Below are 14,461 nucleotides of genomic sequence, written 5' to 3'. Positions count from 1 at the left end.
CGGTGGAGACTCACCACCGGGGACACCCCTCCACCATGCTTCGCATGGTCCCCTCCCCTTGCAGGGGAGGAATTGAAGGAACGAAATCATGCAATGGTGCCTGCATAGCGAACGCCGCGACCAGCGGAGCGACACGCTGTCGCGCTTCGATCCGCGTTACTGGACGGTCGATTTTCCGCGTCCAATGATGGCAGCGGTCGTCGCGACCGCACCGGACGCGCTGCGGATCGACGCGATATTCTATCGTGCCGACGATCTGGCGGGGCTGATCTGGGAATCGGCCGACCGGCACGACCATCCGCTGCTGCGCTACGACACGGTGCGCGATTATCGCGACTGCCGGTTGCGGTTCCACTGGCGCTCGGGCGGGATCAAGCCGCTGGATGCGCGGCATGGGCCGACGTTGACGATCGAGGGGCGCGACGAGAGCGGCAAGGTCCGTGCCTGGTATGTCCGGCTGTGGAATTACGCGACCGGCACGCCGGAGGATGCGGAAGTCGTGATCGATTTCGCGACCCTCGCGGGGGGGGTCCGATTTCCGGAAGATCGCGATCCCGTCTGGGCGGGGGATGTCGACCGCATGTTCGTCTCGCTGGTCGCCCCCGATTATGATGCGGGCGCGACCCTGCTGGCGCAGCCGCGCGAGGGCTGGGTCGAGTTGACCGGTATCGCCTGTGACGGACCGGGCGCGGTGATCGGGGTCGGCGCAGGCGTCATGCCCGAACAGGGGTTCCGCATCGCCAGCGGTTATGACGACAGCTATCACCTGACGCCGCAGCGTTTGCTGCGCAACATGCTGCACCTCGGCTATCGCGGCGGGATCGTCCATTATGTCGGCATGAGCCATTATTTCCGGTTGGAACGCAGCGGGGACGGTCTTTACGCCAGCCTGATCGGCGGCGTGCTCAACATGGCCTGTGCGGCCTGGCATCGAGCGTTTGCGGGAGAGGCGAAGGCGCTGGGATACGACCTGATCTGGTCCCTATCCTACGAACTATTCGACGCGCATTGCTGGGGCGACTGGAAACAGCGCTCTGCCGATGGCGCGCCCGCGCTGACCGGATGGGAGCCGCCGTCCACGCTGCTCAGCCCGGCGCATTCCGGCGCGATGGCCTATCTTCAGGCTGTCGCACGGGCGTTCCTGGCGATCGGCCAAGCGGCCGGGCTCGCCCCGCAATTCCAGGTCGGCGAACCCTGGTGGTGGGTGCGTCCCGCGGACGGTGCGCCATGCCTGTACGACGCGGCGGCGGTGGCGGCCTTCGCGCCGGTGCCGATGGCAAGCATCGCGGGTGCGAAGAGCCAGGCGCAACGTGACACGCTGGACCGCGCGGGGGCGTGTCTTGCGGCCTCGACGGCGGCGTTGTGCGCGGCGGCAAAGGCGGCGGCGCCGGGCTGCGTCACGCATCTGCTCACCTATCTGCCGACCGTGCTCGACCCGCTCGCGCCCGAGGCTAGCCGCGCCAACATGCCGATCGGCTGGGCGAGCCCGGCCTTCGATGTGCTGCAGCTGGAGGATTATGACTGGGTGACGGCGGGAGACACCGCCTCGACCCGCAAGGGCGTCGCGCTGGCCGAGGTACGGCTCGGCTATCCGCCGGCGCGCCAGCATTACCTGGCGGGCTTCGTGCTGCGCGCCGACCAGCGTGCGCAGTGGGGCTGGATCACCGAGGCGGCGCAGACGGCGCGCGAGCGGGGCGTTGCCGCAACCTATCTGTGGGCGATGCCGCAGGTGATGCGCGACGGATTTGTGTGCTGGGAAGGGGAGGAGGACGAGGTGCAGGCTTTCGACGATGTGCTGTTCCCGCTGGCGCTGGGGCGCGAGGCGGAGGTGACGCCGGGCTTCTCCACCGCGATCCTGACCAGCGCGGGCGGCCGCGAGGCACGCAATGCGGCCTGGGCGGAGGCGCGGACGACCTATGATGTCGGCCCCGGCATCCGCTCGGCCGAGGACATTGCCGCGCTGCTCGGCTTTTTCCGGGCGCGGATGGGACCGGCGCGGGGCTTCCGCCTCCGCGATCCCTTCGACAGCGGCGGCACCGACGAAGCGATCGGCATCGGCGACGGCACCACCCGCCGCTTCGCGCTGGTCCGTCACTATGGCGGCCAGTCGCGCCGTATCACCCGGCCGGTGGCGGGCAGTGTCTCTGTGAAGGTCGCAGGCCTCAGCGTCACCGGCTTCGGACTGGAGTCGGGCGGCTGGCTGCTGTTCGACACCGCCCCTGCCAAGGGCGCGGCGATCACCGCCAGCTTCCTCTTCGACGTGCCCGTCCGCTTTGCCGAGGATCGGTTGAGCGCGACGCTGGCCGGGTTCCGCGCAGGCGCGGCGGCGTCGGTCCCGCTGGTCGAGGTGCGGGAGGCATGAGCGCCGATACGCTGACGACATGGGTGCTGTGCTGGCGGATCGAGCGGCGCGATGGGGTGACGATCGGGCTGACGGGCCATGACCATGACCTGTGGATCGAGGGGCTGCGCTATCGCGCTGCGCCCGGCCTGACGCCCAGTGCGATCCTGCGCGGCGATGGCCTCGACCCCGATCTGATGGAAGCAACCGGCGCGCTGACGAGTACGGCGATCGGCGAGCGCGATCTGCTGAGCGGCCGCTGGGACGGGGCGAGCGTGGCGGCGATCGCTGTCGACTGGACCGGCGAGGCAGCGCCCGTGCCGCTGGGACAGGGAACGATCGGCGCGGTCCAACTGGGCGAGGGCGGCTTCACCGCCGAATTGCGCGGGGTGGCGGCATCGCTCGACCGGCCGGTGGCGGAGGAAACATCGCCCGATTGCCGCGCCTCGCTGGGCGACCGGCGGTGCCGCGTGGCGATGGCGGGGCGGCGGCGGTTCGTGCGGGTTGCGGCCTGGGACGGCGAAGTCGCGCTGACCCTCGACGCCGCCGAGCCGGTCGCCAACGCCTATGGCCAGGGGCGGCTGATCTGGTTAGGCGGCGACAATGCCGGACTGGAGGCCAGGGTGGCGCGGTCCGAGGGGAACCGGCTGTGGCTGTCTGCCGCACCTGCCTTCGCGGTCGCACCGAGTGTTCTGATCGAACTGGTCGAGGGGTGCGACAAGCGGCTCGAAAGCTGCCTGTCGCGCTTCGGCAATGTCCCAAATTTTCGCGGCGAGCCGTTTCTGCCCGGCATCGACCTGCTCACCCGCTATCCCGGCGCATGAACGGCGTGGAAGCGGCGGCGCGGGCGCTGGTCGGCGTGCGGTTCCGGCTGCACGGGCGCGACGCGGTGCACGGGCTGGATTGTGTCGGGCTGGTCGCGCTGGCGACGGGGCGGAATGCGCCGACCGGTTATGGCTGGCGCAGCGGCGAGGAGGGGCGGGTGGCGGCGCTGCTCGATGCCGTGTTCGAGCGGGGCGGGGATGAGCCGGGCGCGGTGCTGCTGATGCAGGCCGGGCCGGGGCAACTGCATCTGGCGATCCGGGTGAGCGACGGGATCGTCCATGCCGATGCGGGGCTTCGCCGTGTCGCCTGGCGGCCGGGTGTGCCGCCCTGGCCGGTGCTGGGATATTGGAAGGGGGAGGGGTAATGGCGACCTTGGTCTTGGGCACGGTGGGACGTGCGCTGCTGGGGCCGGTGGGCGGCGCGATCAGCGCGCTGATCGGCAATCGGGTCGATCATGCGGTGCTGGGCCCGCCACGCAGGCAAGGCCCGCGTCTGGCCGAACTGTCGGTGCAGACATCGACCTATGGCACGCAAATGCCCGCCGTCTTCGGCACGATGCGCGTCGCTGGGCCGGTGATCTGGGCGACCGATCTGGTCGAGGCGCGGGGCGTGACCGGCAGCGGCAAGGGGCGGCCGGGTACGGAAAGCTACAGCTACTCCGCCAATTTCGCGGTCGCCTTGTCGGGGCGGGCGATCCGGCGGGTCGGGCGGATCTGGGCCGATGGCCGGTTGCTGCGCGGAAGCGCGGGGGACTTCAAGGTCGCGACTGGTTTTCGCGTCTATCCGGGCACCGAGGACCAGCCGGTCGACCCGCTGATCGCCTCGATCGAGGGGGCGCGGGCGTCGGCCTTTCGCGGTGTCGCCTATGCGGTGTTCGAGGGGCTGGCCCTGGCCGAGTTCGGCAATCGTATCCCGCAACTGACCTTCGAGGTGGAGGCCGATTCCGGTTCCGTTTCCTGTGACGGGATCGCACAGGCGCTGTCGCCCGTGGTGCGGCCCGGCGATGCGGGGATGAGTGTGGCGGGCTTCGCGGCGGGCGGCGGCAGCGTGCGCGTGGTGCTGGAGATGCTGGCCGACATGAGCGGCGGGCAATGGATCGCCGAGGGCGCGGGCGTACGGCTGGCCGTGCCGGGTGCCGGGGCCGGGACGGTCATCCGCGACGATGGCATGGGCGCGAAGGGACCGGGGCGTCGCGGCGTGCGCGAGATCGCGGGGGAGGATGTGGTCCCCGCCAGCGTCACGGTCGCCCATTACGACCCGGCCCGCGATTATCAGATCGGCGTGCAGCGCGCCCGTCGCCCCGGTGGCGTGCGGGACGAGCGAGTCGAACTGGCCGCCGCGCTCGACGCCCCGACCGCGCGTACGCTGGCGCAGGACCGGCTGGCGCGCCATGACGGGGAGCGGGTGCGGCGTATCGTGACGCTGGGTCCCGAAGCGCTGACCGTCATGCCGGGCGGCATCGTGCGGATCGATGGCGAGGCGGGGCGCTGGCGCGTGATCGAGGCGGCGTGGGAGGCGATGGCAGTCCGGCTGACCTGCGTGCCGCTGGGGCAGGGCGGGCCGATCCTGCCTGCCTCGCCTGGCCGGATCGCACGGGCGGCGGATCGAGTGATCGGCGCGACCCGGCTGATCGCGTTCGAGGCGCCACCGCTGACCGACGAACTGCTCTCGGCGCCGCGCCTGTCGGTGGTGGCGGCGGGCGGCCCCGGCTGGCGACAGGCGGAGCTGGCCTATAGCCTCGACGATGGCGCAAGCTGGACGGCGCTCGGCCCGACCGCGCTGCCCGGTATCATCGGCGTGGTCAGCGCGGTGACGCCCGGTGGCGGCAGCGCCCTGGTCGATCGTCGGGGAAGGTTCGACGTGCAACTGGCCGAGGATCTGGCGGATGCCGATGATGCCGCGCTGGATGCGGGCGCCAACCTCGCCTGGATCGACGGCGAACTGATCCAGTTCGCCCAGGCACGGCCGCTGGGTGACAAGCGCTGGCGATTGAGCGGCTTGCGGCGCGGGCTTCGTGGAACCGAGACGATGATCGGGCAAGCGGCGCCCGGCGCATCCTTCGTCTTGATCGCGCCCGGTTCGGTGCGGACATTGGACGTGCCGGTCGAGATGCTGGGCCGCAGCGTGCGTCTCCTGGCACACGGCCTGGGCGACCCGGCCGAGGGCGTCCAGGCATCGGCGGCAGTCACTGGCCTATCGGTCCTGCCGCCTCCGCCGGTCGGCTGGCGGTGTCGGCGCGGTGCGGACGGGCGCGCCACCATCTGTTGGACGCGGCGGAGCCGGATCGGCTGGCGCTGGCTGGACCGCGTGGATGCGCCGCTGGGCGAGGAGACGGAGCGCTATCGCATCACCATCGGCGACCGGGTCGAGGAACTGACCGCACCTATGTGGAACGGCACGGTGGCGGACGGAACGCGGGTGGCGATCCGGCAGATCGGGACCTGGGGTGCATCCGCGCCGCTGGTCGGAATCGTGGGGGAGGGATGATGACGACGAACGACACGCCGCGCTGGATGTTGCCCATGCTGGCGGCGGGACAGGCGCAGAAGGAGCTGACCCACAATGAGGCGCTGAGCCTGCTCGATCTGGTCGTGCAGCCTTGCGTCGAGGCGGTCGGCGTGAATGCGCCGCCCGCCGCTCCATCGCCCGGCCAGGCCTGGATCGTCGGCGACCGGCCGGACGATATCTGGACGGGCCGTGCCGGAATGATGGCAGGCTGGACCGATGGCGGCTGGCGATTCCTGGTTCCGCGGGTAGGATTGTCGGTATGGAGCCGGGCCGATGACTGCCGCTGCGAATGGGACGGAAATCAGTGGCGGCTGGGCCGTGTCGCGGCCCGGTCGCTGGTGATCGAGGGAAAAAAAGTTGTTGGCGCGCAACGACCTGGCATCGTGCCGCCATCTGGCGGGCAAGTCATTGATTCCGAAGCACGTTTGGCGCTGAATGCGATTATCGCGACGCTTCGCGACCATGGTCTGGTGGCGTCCGGCTGACTGGAAATCTGTGCTTTTAATGCCACAGTCGGGGGCTTTTGTTCGCTTGCGTGGAAACCAACGCTCCGATAGTGGGTTTGCGCTGTCCGTAGTGACAACCAAGAAAGGGGACTATGATGCGGAAGCTTGCCATTGTTCTGGCACTCGCCTCCACCGCTCTGGCTTCGCCTGCCCTCGCCCGCGACAAGTCGTGGTACGTCGGCATCGAAGGCGGCGGGATGATCGTCGAAGACATCGATTATGATGTCACCGGCACGCGCACCGGCGTTGCGACCGTCGACCATGACTATGGTTACGACGTTGACGGCGTGATGGGTTACGACTTCGGTGGTTTCCGTCTGGAAACCGAAGTCGGCTATCGTCGCGCAACGGTTGACGGCTTCAGCTCGACCACGCTGACCAACACCGGCATCGGTGCTGGCACCGTTCCGGCTGGCAGCTACAGCTATGCCGGTGGTTCGACCTCGGCGCTCAGCTTCATGCTGAACGGCTTGCTCGACTTCGGTGCTGACGACGGCATCCAGGGCTTCGTCGGTGGCGGTGTCGGTGTGGCTCGCGTCAAGGCGAACTACGCTCTCAACAACCGCGCTGACTTCCTGAACGACTCGGACACCGTGTTCGCGTGGCAGGCTCTGGCGGGCATCCGTGCACCGCTGACCGACCACATCGACGCGACGCTGAAGTATCGCTTCTTCAACGCCGAGAACGTCAAGCTGGTCGACGTCGCCAACAACACGCATGACGGCCGTTTCCGGTCGCACTCGCTGCTGGGTGGCGTGGCGTACAACTTCGGTGAGCCGGCTGCTCCGCCGCCTCCGCCGCCGCCCCCGCCGCCCCCGCCGCCTCCTCCCCCGCCGCCCCCGCCGCCGACCCCCGAGGCCGTGCCGTGCTCGCCGGGTCCGTTCATCGTGTTCTTCGAGTGGAACAAGTCGGACATCACCCCGGAAGCGGCGTCGATCCTCGACAACGCGATCACCCAGTACCAGAGCTGCGGCAATGCCCGCGTGATGGTTGCAGGCTTCACCGACACGTCGGGTACGCCGAAGTACAACATGGGTCTGTCGCAGCGTCGTGCCGACGCGGTGAAGGCGTACATGACCTCGCACTCGATCCCCGATGGCTCGATCGCCACGGAAGCCTTCGGCGAACAGCGCGACAAGCTGCGCGTTCAGACCGCCGACGGCGTCCGCGAGGTCCAGAACCGTCGCGTCGAGATCACCTACGGTCCGGGCGCTGGCCAGTAAGCCACGCTCAACCAAGGTTGATTGCGAAAAGAGGGAGGTCGGCGAAAGCCGGCCTCCTTTTTTCTTGTCCGGAATGCGAGGGGAGGGGGTAGCCACGCTTGCTAGGCGGAGGCTCGGTCGACCCCTTACTCAGGCTGCGCTAGCCAGCTACTCCAGCAGTCTCCGCCGACCCCCCTCTATAGTGAGAGGGGAGAGGCGGCGTTACGAATGCTGATCAATCCCGGCGTGACAATCCGGCGAACCGCCCCTGCCAGCAACGGCTATCCCGTCACACCCGGACCGCCTTGGCGCGGCGCCCATCCTCGCCGAAGATGCGCAGATAGCGTTCGATTTCGGCCGGATCGCCGGTCGCCTTGGCGGGATTGTCGGACAGCTTGACCGCCGGATGCCCATCCGCGCTGATGACCTTGGCCACCAGCGAAATCGGCTCCAGCCCCGCCGCGCCCGCCGGATCGCAGTCGCGGAAGTCGTTGGTCAGGTTGGTGCCCCAGCCGAAGCTCATCCGCACCCGGCCATGGAAATGGCGATAGGTCGCCTCGATACTGTCGACATCCATGCCGTCCGAAAAGATCAGCAGCTTGCGGCGCGGGTCGCGGCCATGCGCCTGCCACCAGGCGATGATCTGCTCGCCCCCCTCGATCGGCGGCATGGAGTCGGGGCGAAAGCCCGTCCAGTCGGCCAGCCAGTCGGGCGCGTTGCGCAAAAAGGCGGTGGTCCCGAACGCATCGGGCAGCGCGATCAGCAGGTTGCCGTCATACAGCGCCTGCCACTCCTCCAGCACCCGGTACGGCGCTGCCGCCACCCCCGCATCGTCGGGGGCGAGGGCGGCCATGACCATCGGCAGCTCATGCGCGTTGGTGCCGATCGCCTCCAGGTCATTGTCCATCGCCAGCAGCACGTTGGACGAGCCGATGAACCGATCCCCCAGCCCTTCCTTCAGCGCCTCGACGCACCAGCGCTGCCACAGGAAACCGTGCCGCCGCCGCGTACCGAAATCGGAGAGAACCAGATCGGGCAGATCGCGCAGCCGCTCGACCTTGTCCCACAGCTTGGCCTTGGCGCGGGCATAGAGGATGTCGAGTTCGAACCGCCCCTTACCCTTCAGCGCGGCGCGCGAGCGCAGTTCGTTGACGATGGCGAGCGCAGGAATTTCCCACATCGTCGTCTCGGCCCAGGGGCCGTCGAAATGCAGCTCGAACTGCCCGTCGACGGTGCGCAGCTCGTAATCGGGCAGCTGGAAGCGGGCGAGCCAGTCGAGGAACTCGGGCGAGAACATGCGTTGCTTGCCGTAGAAGCTGTTGCCCGCCAGCCAGATCAGCTCCTTCTTGCCGAACCGGAGCGAGCGCGCATGGTCGAGCTGTTCGCGCAGTTCGGCTTCGTCGATCACTTCGGCCAGCCGGACATGCTTGCTGCGGTTGATGAGCGAGAAGGTCGCCGTCACCTCCGGATGGAGCCGCCGGATCATCTGCAGCATCAGCAGCTTGTAGAAATCGGTATCCAGCAGGCTGCGCACGACCGGGTCGAGCCGCCAGCCGTGATTATAGACGCGGGTGGCGATGTCGGTGACGGGCATGGACGCTCCCCAGATCTTCGGCCAAACTCAGCCGTGGGACCCGGGCGATGCACCATCGCCCGGACAGGGGCAAGCATGGCGCGGCTTGCGCCCGCCGCTCTTTTGGCCACTATGGCGGCCATCCGGGGAGGATGGGGGGACTATGAAGTTGCGTGGCGTAAGGGCGATCGCCCCGGCATGGGCGCTGGTGTCGGTCTTGGCGGCGGGGGGTGCCGGGGCCCAGAGTGCGGCGAAGCAGGCGGCGAAACAGGCGGGGCGGCCCGTAGCGGCCGAGCGCGGCCCGCAAACGGGGCCGGTCCCCGCCTGGGTCACGCGGTCCGAACCGCTGGCGGTACCCGACGATGTCGGGGGCCCGGTCTTCATGCGCCGACAGGATGTCGTGGCGCACATCACCGACCAGGGGCAGGCCCAATATATGGGCTATCGCATCAAGATCCTGCAATCCAACGCCCTGCAGATCGGCAATATCGCCATCGCCTGGGACCCGGCGGCGGGGCCGCCGATCGTCCATGGCATCCATGTCATCCGCGACGGCCAGACGATCGACGCGATGAAGGCCGCTGCGTTCGAGGTGCTGCGGCGCGAGGGCAAGCTGGAAGAGGCGATGCTCGACGGCACGCTGACCGCCGTGCTGCGCGTGCCCGACCTGCGCGTCGGCGACGAACTGGAGGTCGAATGGACGACCTTTGCCAAGGACCCGACCATGGGCGGCAAGGCATCGGGCCTGCTGGTGCTGGCCGCCAGCCCGGCGCCCGGTCGCTATCATCTGGGGCTGAACTGGGATGCCGGGCACAAGCCGCAGCTGAAGATCAGCCCGGACATGACCGCCGCGCTGAAGACGCAGGACCAGGGCGTCGACTTCCACTTCGACAATCCCGCGACGCTGACCCCGCCCAAGGATGCGCCGCCGCGTTACCAGTGGCAGCGCATCGTTGAGTATAGCGATTTCGCCGACTGGCCCTCGGTGTCCCGCCACTTCGCCCCGCTCTATACCAAGGCGGCGACCCTCGCGCCCAATTCGCCGCTGCGCCAGGAAGCGGCGCGGATCGCCGCGGCTGCGCCCAAGCCGCTCGACCGGGCGGCCGCCGCGCTGAAACTGGTCCAGCAGGATGTCCGCTACATCTATGTCGGGCTGAACGGCGGCAACCTGACCCCCGCCTCGGCCGACGATACGTGGCAGCGGCGCTATGGCGACTGCAAGGGCAAGACCGCGCTGCTGCTTGCCCTGCTCCGCGAACTGGGGATCGAGGCAGAGGCGGTGCTGGTCAATTCCAACGCCGCCGATGACGGGTTCGACCAGCGTCTGTCGGGCCCGCAGCTATTCGACCATGTGCTGGTCCGTGCGCATATCGACGGCGCAACCTATTGGCTGGACGGCACGATGCCCGCCGTCGTGCCGCCCGCCGAGCGGCCGGTCTTTCCGGTGCAATGGGTCTTGCCGCTGACCACGCGCGGCGAGGCGCTGGAAAAGCTGAACCGGCCGCTGGCCGACGTGCCGGATGAGACGACGCTGTACGACATCGACACGCGGGCCGGGTTCGACAAGCCCGCCAGGATCACCTCCACCACGATCACCCGCGGCGTCGCCGGGCTTCAGCAGCAGGTGCAGTTCTCGGCGGTGACGCCGGGGCAGATGCTCGACGCCTTTCGCCAGCAACTGACCGGCGATTTCTGGCAGGCGATCGAAAGCGTGCAGTGGCGATACGACCAGAAGGCGCAGGCGAGCATCCTGACGATCGCAGGCACCGGCACGGTCGACTGGGAAAAGGATGATTACGGTGGCCGCTCCCTCGCGCTGCTCGGCGGCGGCTTCAGCCCGCCCGATCGCCGCGTGCGCAGCGCCGATCAGCCGCAGGGCGTGCCCTTCTACTCCAAGCCCGAATATAGCTGCCATGTCACCACCGTCCGCCTGCCCACAGGCACCGACGCGAAGCAATGGTCGTCCAAGCCCAGCTTCGACACGATGATGTTCGGCCGCCATTACCGCCGCGCCTGGGAGATGCGCGACGGCACCATCCGCATGGTACGGGGCTCGCGCGTCGAACAGCCCGAGATCGATGCGGCCATGGCGGCGCGCGACAATGGCCGGATCGACGCCTTCGACAACAGCATGGCCTGGATCTTCTATGCGCCGAAGGGGACGAAGCCCGGCGTCGGCCAGGGCGAAACCGTGCCCGCCAGCTACGACCATGACTGGGTCGCCGATCCCGCGCCGTGCATGCCGACCGCCAAGGGGGGGTGAAACGATCCTGCCCTGCAAGGATCCCCCTGCGAATGTCGGGCCATCGCTCCAGAGCATGCACCACCCCGGCCTTCGCCGGGATGGTGGGGGGAGTTTCGTCGGGGGAATCCTGCAAGGGTAAGGAACCGGCCAAGCTTGTTGATTTTGCGCCCTTTCTGCGCTTTCCCTTGATCGTCGCAGCGGGGGGAGAGTAGGGCGGTGCATCCGGCGGAAGGTTTCGAGCTCATCATCGCCATGTTCCTGGCGGTGGTCGGGCTGCATTATCTGGCGCATCGGCTGTCGCTGCCGCCCGCCGCCGCGCTGATCGTCGGGGGCGGGGCGATCGCCTTCATGCCCGGCCTGCCGGGGATCACCATCGATCCCGAGTTGGTGCTGGTCCTCTTCCTGCCGCCGCTGTTGATGGACGGCGCGTGGTTCACCGCGATCGCGCCGTTTCGACGGCACATGGTCGGGATATTGTCGCTGGCGGTCGGCGCGGTGTTCTTCACCACCGCCATCGTCGCGCTCGTGACCAAGCTGCTGCTGCCCGCGCTGCCCTGGGCCGCCTGTGTCGCGCTGGGTGCGATCCTGTCGCCGCCCGATGCGGTGTCGGCACGCGCGGTGTTGCAGCGCGTGCGCCTGCCGCGACGGCTGTCGACCCTGCTGGAGGGCGAGAGCCTGCTCAACGATGCTGCCGGGCTGGTGCTGTTCCGCTTCGCCGTCGCCGCCGTCCTGACCGGCGGATTCAGCCTGGGCGCGGCGGTGGGCAGCTTCTTCCTGCTGGTGCTGGGCGGGATCGCGGTCGGTGCGGCGGTCGGCGCGGCCTGGGTCCTGCTGCTCCGGCGGCTCGGCGACGATACGCTGATGATCGCGCTGACGCTGCTGGTTTGCTGGAGCGCCTATATCGCGGGCGAGCTGCTCCATGTCTCGGGCGTGATCGCGGTGGTCACGGCGGGGCTGACCTGCGGCTGGTACCAGCATGTCGTGTTCAGCGCGAGCGTGCGCATCCGGGCGCTCGCCTTTTGGCAGGTGCTGGTGTTCCTGCTCGAAGCGGCGGTGTTCACCCTGATCGGCCTGTCACTGCGCGGCCTGTCGGAGCGGGTCGGCGATCCGGCGGTGGTGATCGACACCATGGGCTTGCCGGTGCTAGTCATCGTGGCGGCGGTGATCGTCGCGCGGTTCGTGTGGATATTCGGGGTCGATGCGGTCGTGGCGGGCCTGCGCCGCGTCGGTTGGCGGATCGCCCGGCCGCTGGGAGGGCGCGCCGCGCTGGTGATGAGCTGGGCGGGCATGCGCGGCGTGGTGACGCTGGCGGTCGCGCTGTCGCTGCCCGAACAGATGCCCGCGCGTGACCTGATGCTGGTGACGGCCTTCGTCGTCATCCTCGTCACCGTACTTGCGCAGGGCACGTCGCTGGGCTGGGTGATCCGGTGGGCCGCACCGCGCGAGGACCCCGCCTCGCACCCCCCGCTCAACCTCCATGCGGCGGAGGCGGCGATGTTCCGCGCCCAGCTGGTCGCCGTCGAGCGTGAGGCGCATGACGATGACGGGCAACTGATCCACCCGCAACTGCTGCGCCGTTACCAGGCGCGTGCGACGGCCGGGCAGAATTTCGAGGGCAGCGCCGAGGAACTCACCGCCGCGATCACGAGCCATTTCGACGTCATCATCGCCGCCGTCACGGCGGGCCGCGCTGAACTGGTCCGCCTGCACCGCGCGGGTGAGATCGACGACGAGACGCTGCACGATCTGGAGCATGACCTGGACCTGGAGGAACTGGCCGCCACCGCCGCCAAGGGGTGAGGCCGGATCGCCACCACGCCCCCTCGCGTTGTGCAGGAGGGCAGACCTTGGGGAGACATCTGATGGCCGACCATATCCTGATCTTCTACGGTTCCTACCGATCCGATCGGCAGGGTATCCGGCTGGCCGATTATCTGGTCCGGTCCTTCCGCGAACGCGGTGCCGAACCGGAGTTGATCGACGCCAAGGCGGTCGGGCTGCCCATGCTGGACCGGATGTACAAGGAATATCCGGCCGGTGAAGCGCCCGAGGCGATGGAGACGCTTGCCGCCAAGATCCGTGCCGCCGATGCCTTCGTCTTCGTGACCGGCGAGTATAATTGGGGGCAGCAGCCGGGGCTGAAGAACCTGACCGATCACTTCCTGGAGGAATGGTATTGGCGTCCCGCCGCCATCGCCAGCTATTCGGCCGGACGGCTGGCGGGCGCGCATGCCAGCGTCGCCTGGCATGGCACGCTGAGCGAAATGGGGATGGTCGTGGTGTCCAGCACGCTGACCGTCGGCGGCATCGGCCAGACGCTGGATGCCGGGGGGCAGCCGACCGGCGATGGCGGGGCCGCGCTGTCGCGCAGCTTTCCGCGCTTTGCCGACGATCTCGCCTGGTGGACCCAGGCGGCGCGGGAACAGCGGGCGAAGGTCGCCCCGCCTTACTGAACGTCCGCTTCTCTGGAAGGAGAGAGGCCTTATTTCTACACTATCGTCAGATCACCGTGCCGGTCAGCGTCCCGATCAGCGCGGTCACCCCCATCGCCAGCGCGCCCAGGAGGACCACGCGCGCCATGCCGCGCCCGACCGGCGCGCCGCCCGCTTTCGCGCCGAGCGCGCCCAGCACCGCCAGCAGGACCAGCGCCGTCGCGGGTGTCAGATAGAGGACCCAGGCTCGGGGTGACAGCGCGGCGGCCAGTACGGGCAGGATCGCGCCCCCGCTGAACGCCCCCGCCGAAAACAGTGCCGCCTGGAGCGGGTTCGAGCCGCCGTCATCGGCCAGCCCCAGTTCGTCACGGCGATGCGCGCCCAGCGCGTCATGCGCCATCATCTGCTCGGCCACCTGCCGCGCCAGCCCCGCCTCGACCCCGCGCTGTTCGTAGATCGCGGCCAGTTCGCGCGTTTCGGCCAGCGGCGCACGGACCAGCTCCGCCGCCTCGCGCGCCAGATCGGCCTGCTCGGTATCGGCCTGCGAACTGACCGAGACATATTCGCCCGCCGCCATCGACAGTGCGCCGCCGACCAGAGCAGCGATCCCGGCCACCAGCACGGCGGCCGCCGTCGCACCGGGCGCGGCCGCGACGCCGACGATCAGGCTGGAGACCGAGATGATGCCGTCATTGGCCCCCAGCACGGCGGCGCGAAGCCAGCCCGTGCGATGAACCAGATGCTGTTCGCCCATGGCGTGAATGGTGGTCTGGCTCATGGGATGTCCTCAGGCATGCCGGACGCACAGGATCCGGCGCGCGCCTGTGGC

General features: G+C 68.9%; 11 protein-coding genes. 9 read left to right on the top strand and 2 right to left on the bottom strand.

Features of this window, described 5'->3' with window-relative positions:
- The first annotated feature begins 88 nt into the window (after window positions 1-88).
- The 6 genes from ASF14_RS02660 (at window position 89) to ASF14_RS02635 (ending at window position 7,403) form a co-directional block, all read left to right on the top strand.
- Window positions 89-2,362 carry a DUF2460 domain-containing protein gene (locus tag ASF14_RS02660; RefSeq protein WP_056430998.1) on the top strand — a complete coding sequence of 758 codons (2,274 nt, stop codon included), beginning with the start codon at window positions 89-91 and terminating at the stop codon, window positions 2,360-2,362.
- On the top strand, window positions 2,359-3,165 hold the full coding sequence (locus ASF14_RS02655; protein WP_056430995.1) for a DUF2163 domain-containing protein: 807 nt from the start codon (window positions 2,359-2,361) through the stop codon (window positions 3,163-3,165). Before ASF14_RS02660 ends, ASF14_RS02655 begins: the two co-directional genes overlap by 4 nt.
- A complete protein-coding gene (locus ASF14_RS02650; protein ID WP_056430992.1) occupies window positions 3,162-3,530 on the top strand; it encodes a hypothetical protein in 369 nt (122 codons plus the stop codon). Before ASF14_RS02655 ends, ASF14_RS02650 begins: the two co-directional genes overlap by 4 nt.
- Complete coding sequence (locus tag ASF14_RS02645; RefSeq protein ID WP_056430989.1) at window positions 3,530-5,653, top strand: phage tail protein; 2,124 nt, start codon at window positions 3,530-3,532, stop codon at window positions 5,651-5,653. The genes ASF14_RS02650 and ASF14_RS02645 overlap by 1 nt, the downstream gene beginning before the upstream one ends.
- Window positions 5,650-6,159, top strand: coding sequence for a DUF2793 domain-containing protein (locus tag ASF14_RS02640; RefSeq protein WP_236696899.1), 510 nt, complete (start codon window positions 5,650-5,652; stop codon window positions 6,157-6,159). Before ASF14_RS02645 ends, ASF14_RS02640 begins: the two co-directional genes overlap by 4 nt.
- Window positions 6,160-6,275: 116 nt before the next feature.
- On the top strand, window positions 6,276-7,403 hold the full coding sequence (locus ASF14_RS02635; protein ID WP_056431426.1) for an OmpA family protein: 1,128 nt from the start codon (window positions 6,276-6,278) through the stop codon (window positions 7,401-7,403).
- 268 nt (window positions 7,404-7,671) lie between these two features.
- Here the strand turns inward: ASF14_RS02635 and pncB are convergent, their stop codons facing one another.
- The gene (pncB, locus tag ASF14_RS02630; protein ID WP_056430985.1) at window positions 7,672-8,976 is read right to left on the bottom strand and encodes a nicotinate phosphoribosyltransferase; all 1,305 of its coding nucleotides are present in this window, start codon (window positions 8,974-8,976) and stop codon (window positions 7,672-7,674) included.
- A gap of 142 nt (window positions 8,977-9,118) precedes the next feature.
- Here pncB and ASF14_RS02625 point away from each other — a divergent pair, with 142 nt between their 5' ends.
- From ASF14_RS02625 to ASF14_RS02615, 3 genes are all read left to right on the top strand, one after another.
- On the top strand, window positions 9,119-11,218 hold the full coding sequence (locus ASF14_RS02625; protein WP_236696898.1) for a DUF3857 domain-containing protein: 2,100 nt from the start codon (window positions 9,119-9,121) through the stop codon (window positions 11,216-11,218).
- A gap of 198 nt (window positions 11,219-11,416) precedes the next feature.
- Complete coding sequence (locus tag ASF14_RS02620; protein WP_056430982.1) at window positions 11,417-13,000, top strand: Na+/H+ antiporter; 1,584 nt, start codon at window positions 11,417-11,419, stop codon at window positions 12,998-13,000.
- 62 nt (window positions 13,001-13,062) lie between these two features.
- Window positions 13,063-13,653 carry an NADPH-dependent FMN reductase gene (locus ASF14_RS02615; protein ID WP_056430979.1) on the top strand — a complete coding sequence of 197 codons (591 nt, stop codon included), beginning with the start codon at window positions 13,063-13,065 and terminating at the stop codon, window positions 13,651-13,653.
- Window positions 13,654-13,699: 46 nt separating this feature from the next.
- Here ASF14_RS02615 and ASF14_RS02610 read toward each other — a convergent pair whose 3' ends face one another.
- A complete protein-coding gene (locus tag ASF14_RS02610; RefSeq protein ID WP_056430976.1) occupies window positions 13,700-14,410 on the bottom strand; it encodes a VIT1/CCC1 transporter family protein in 711 nt (236 codons plus the stop codon).
- Between the last annotated feature and the right edge of the window lie 51 nt (window positions 14,411-14,461).

It is taken from the genome of Sphingomonas sp. Leaf257, assembly GCF_001422185.1.
In the GTDB taxonomy this organism is placed as follows: Bacteria; Pseudomonadota; Alphaproteobacteria; order Sphingomonadales; family Sphingomonadaceae; genus Sphingomonas; species Sphingomonas yabuuchiae.
The sequence above is the reverse complement of the archived record's forward strand: the minus strand, read 5'-3'. Positions and strand labels throughout refer to the sequence as shown.

Coding starts and splice junctions, on each gene's coding strand:
- ASF14_RS02650 (WP_056430992.1), top strand. CDS start 3,162: ATGAACGGCGTGGAAGCGGCGGCGCGGGCGCTGGTCGGCGTGCGGTTC.
- ASF14_RS02625 (WP_236696898.1), top strand. CDS start 9,119: ATGAAGTTGCGTGGCGTAAGGGCGATCGCCCCGGCATGGGCGCTGGTG.
- ASF14_RS02610 (WP_056430976.1), bottom strand. CDS start 14,410: ATGAGCCAGACCACCATTCACGCCATGGGCGAACAGCATCTGGTTCAT.
- ASF14_RS02645 (WP_056430989.1), top strand. CDS start 3,530: ATGGCGACCTTGGTCTTGGGCACGGTGGGACGTGCGCTGCTGGGGCCG.
- ASF14_RS02615 (WP_056430979.1), top strand. CDS start 13,063: ATGGCCGACCATATCCTGATCTTCTACGGTTCCTACCGATCCGATCGG.
- ASF14_RS02660 (WP_056430998.1), top strand. CDS start 89: ATGCAATGGTGCCTGCATAGCGAACGCCGCGACCAGCGGAGCGACACG.
- ASF14_RS02635 (WP_056431426.1), top strand. CDS start 6,276: ATGCGGAAGCTTGCCATTGTTCTGGCACTCGCCTCCACCGCTCTGGCT.
- pncB (WP_056430985.1), bottom strand. CDS start 8,976: ATGCCCGTCACCGACATCGCCACCCGCGTCTATAATCACGGCTGGCGG.
- ASF14_RS02655 (WP_056430995.1), top strand. CDS start 2,359: ATGAGCGCCGATACGCTGACGACATGGGTGCTGTGCTGGCGGATCGAG.
- ASF14_RS02640 (WP_236696899.1), top strand. CDS start 5,650: ATGATGACGACGAACGACACGCCGCGCTGGATGTTGCCCATGCTGGCG.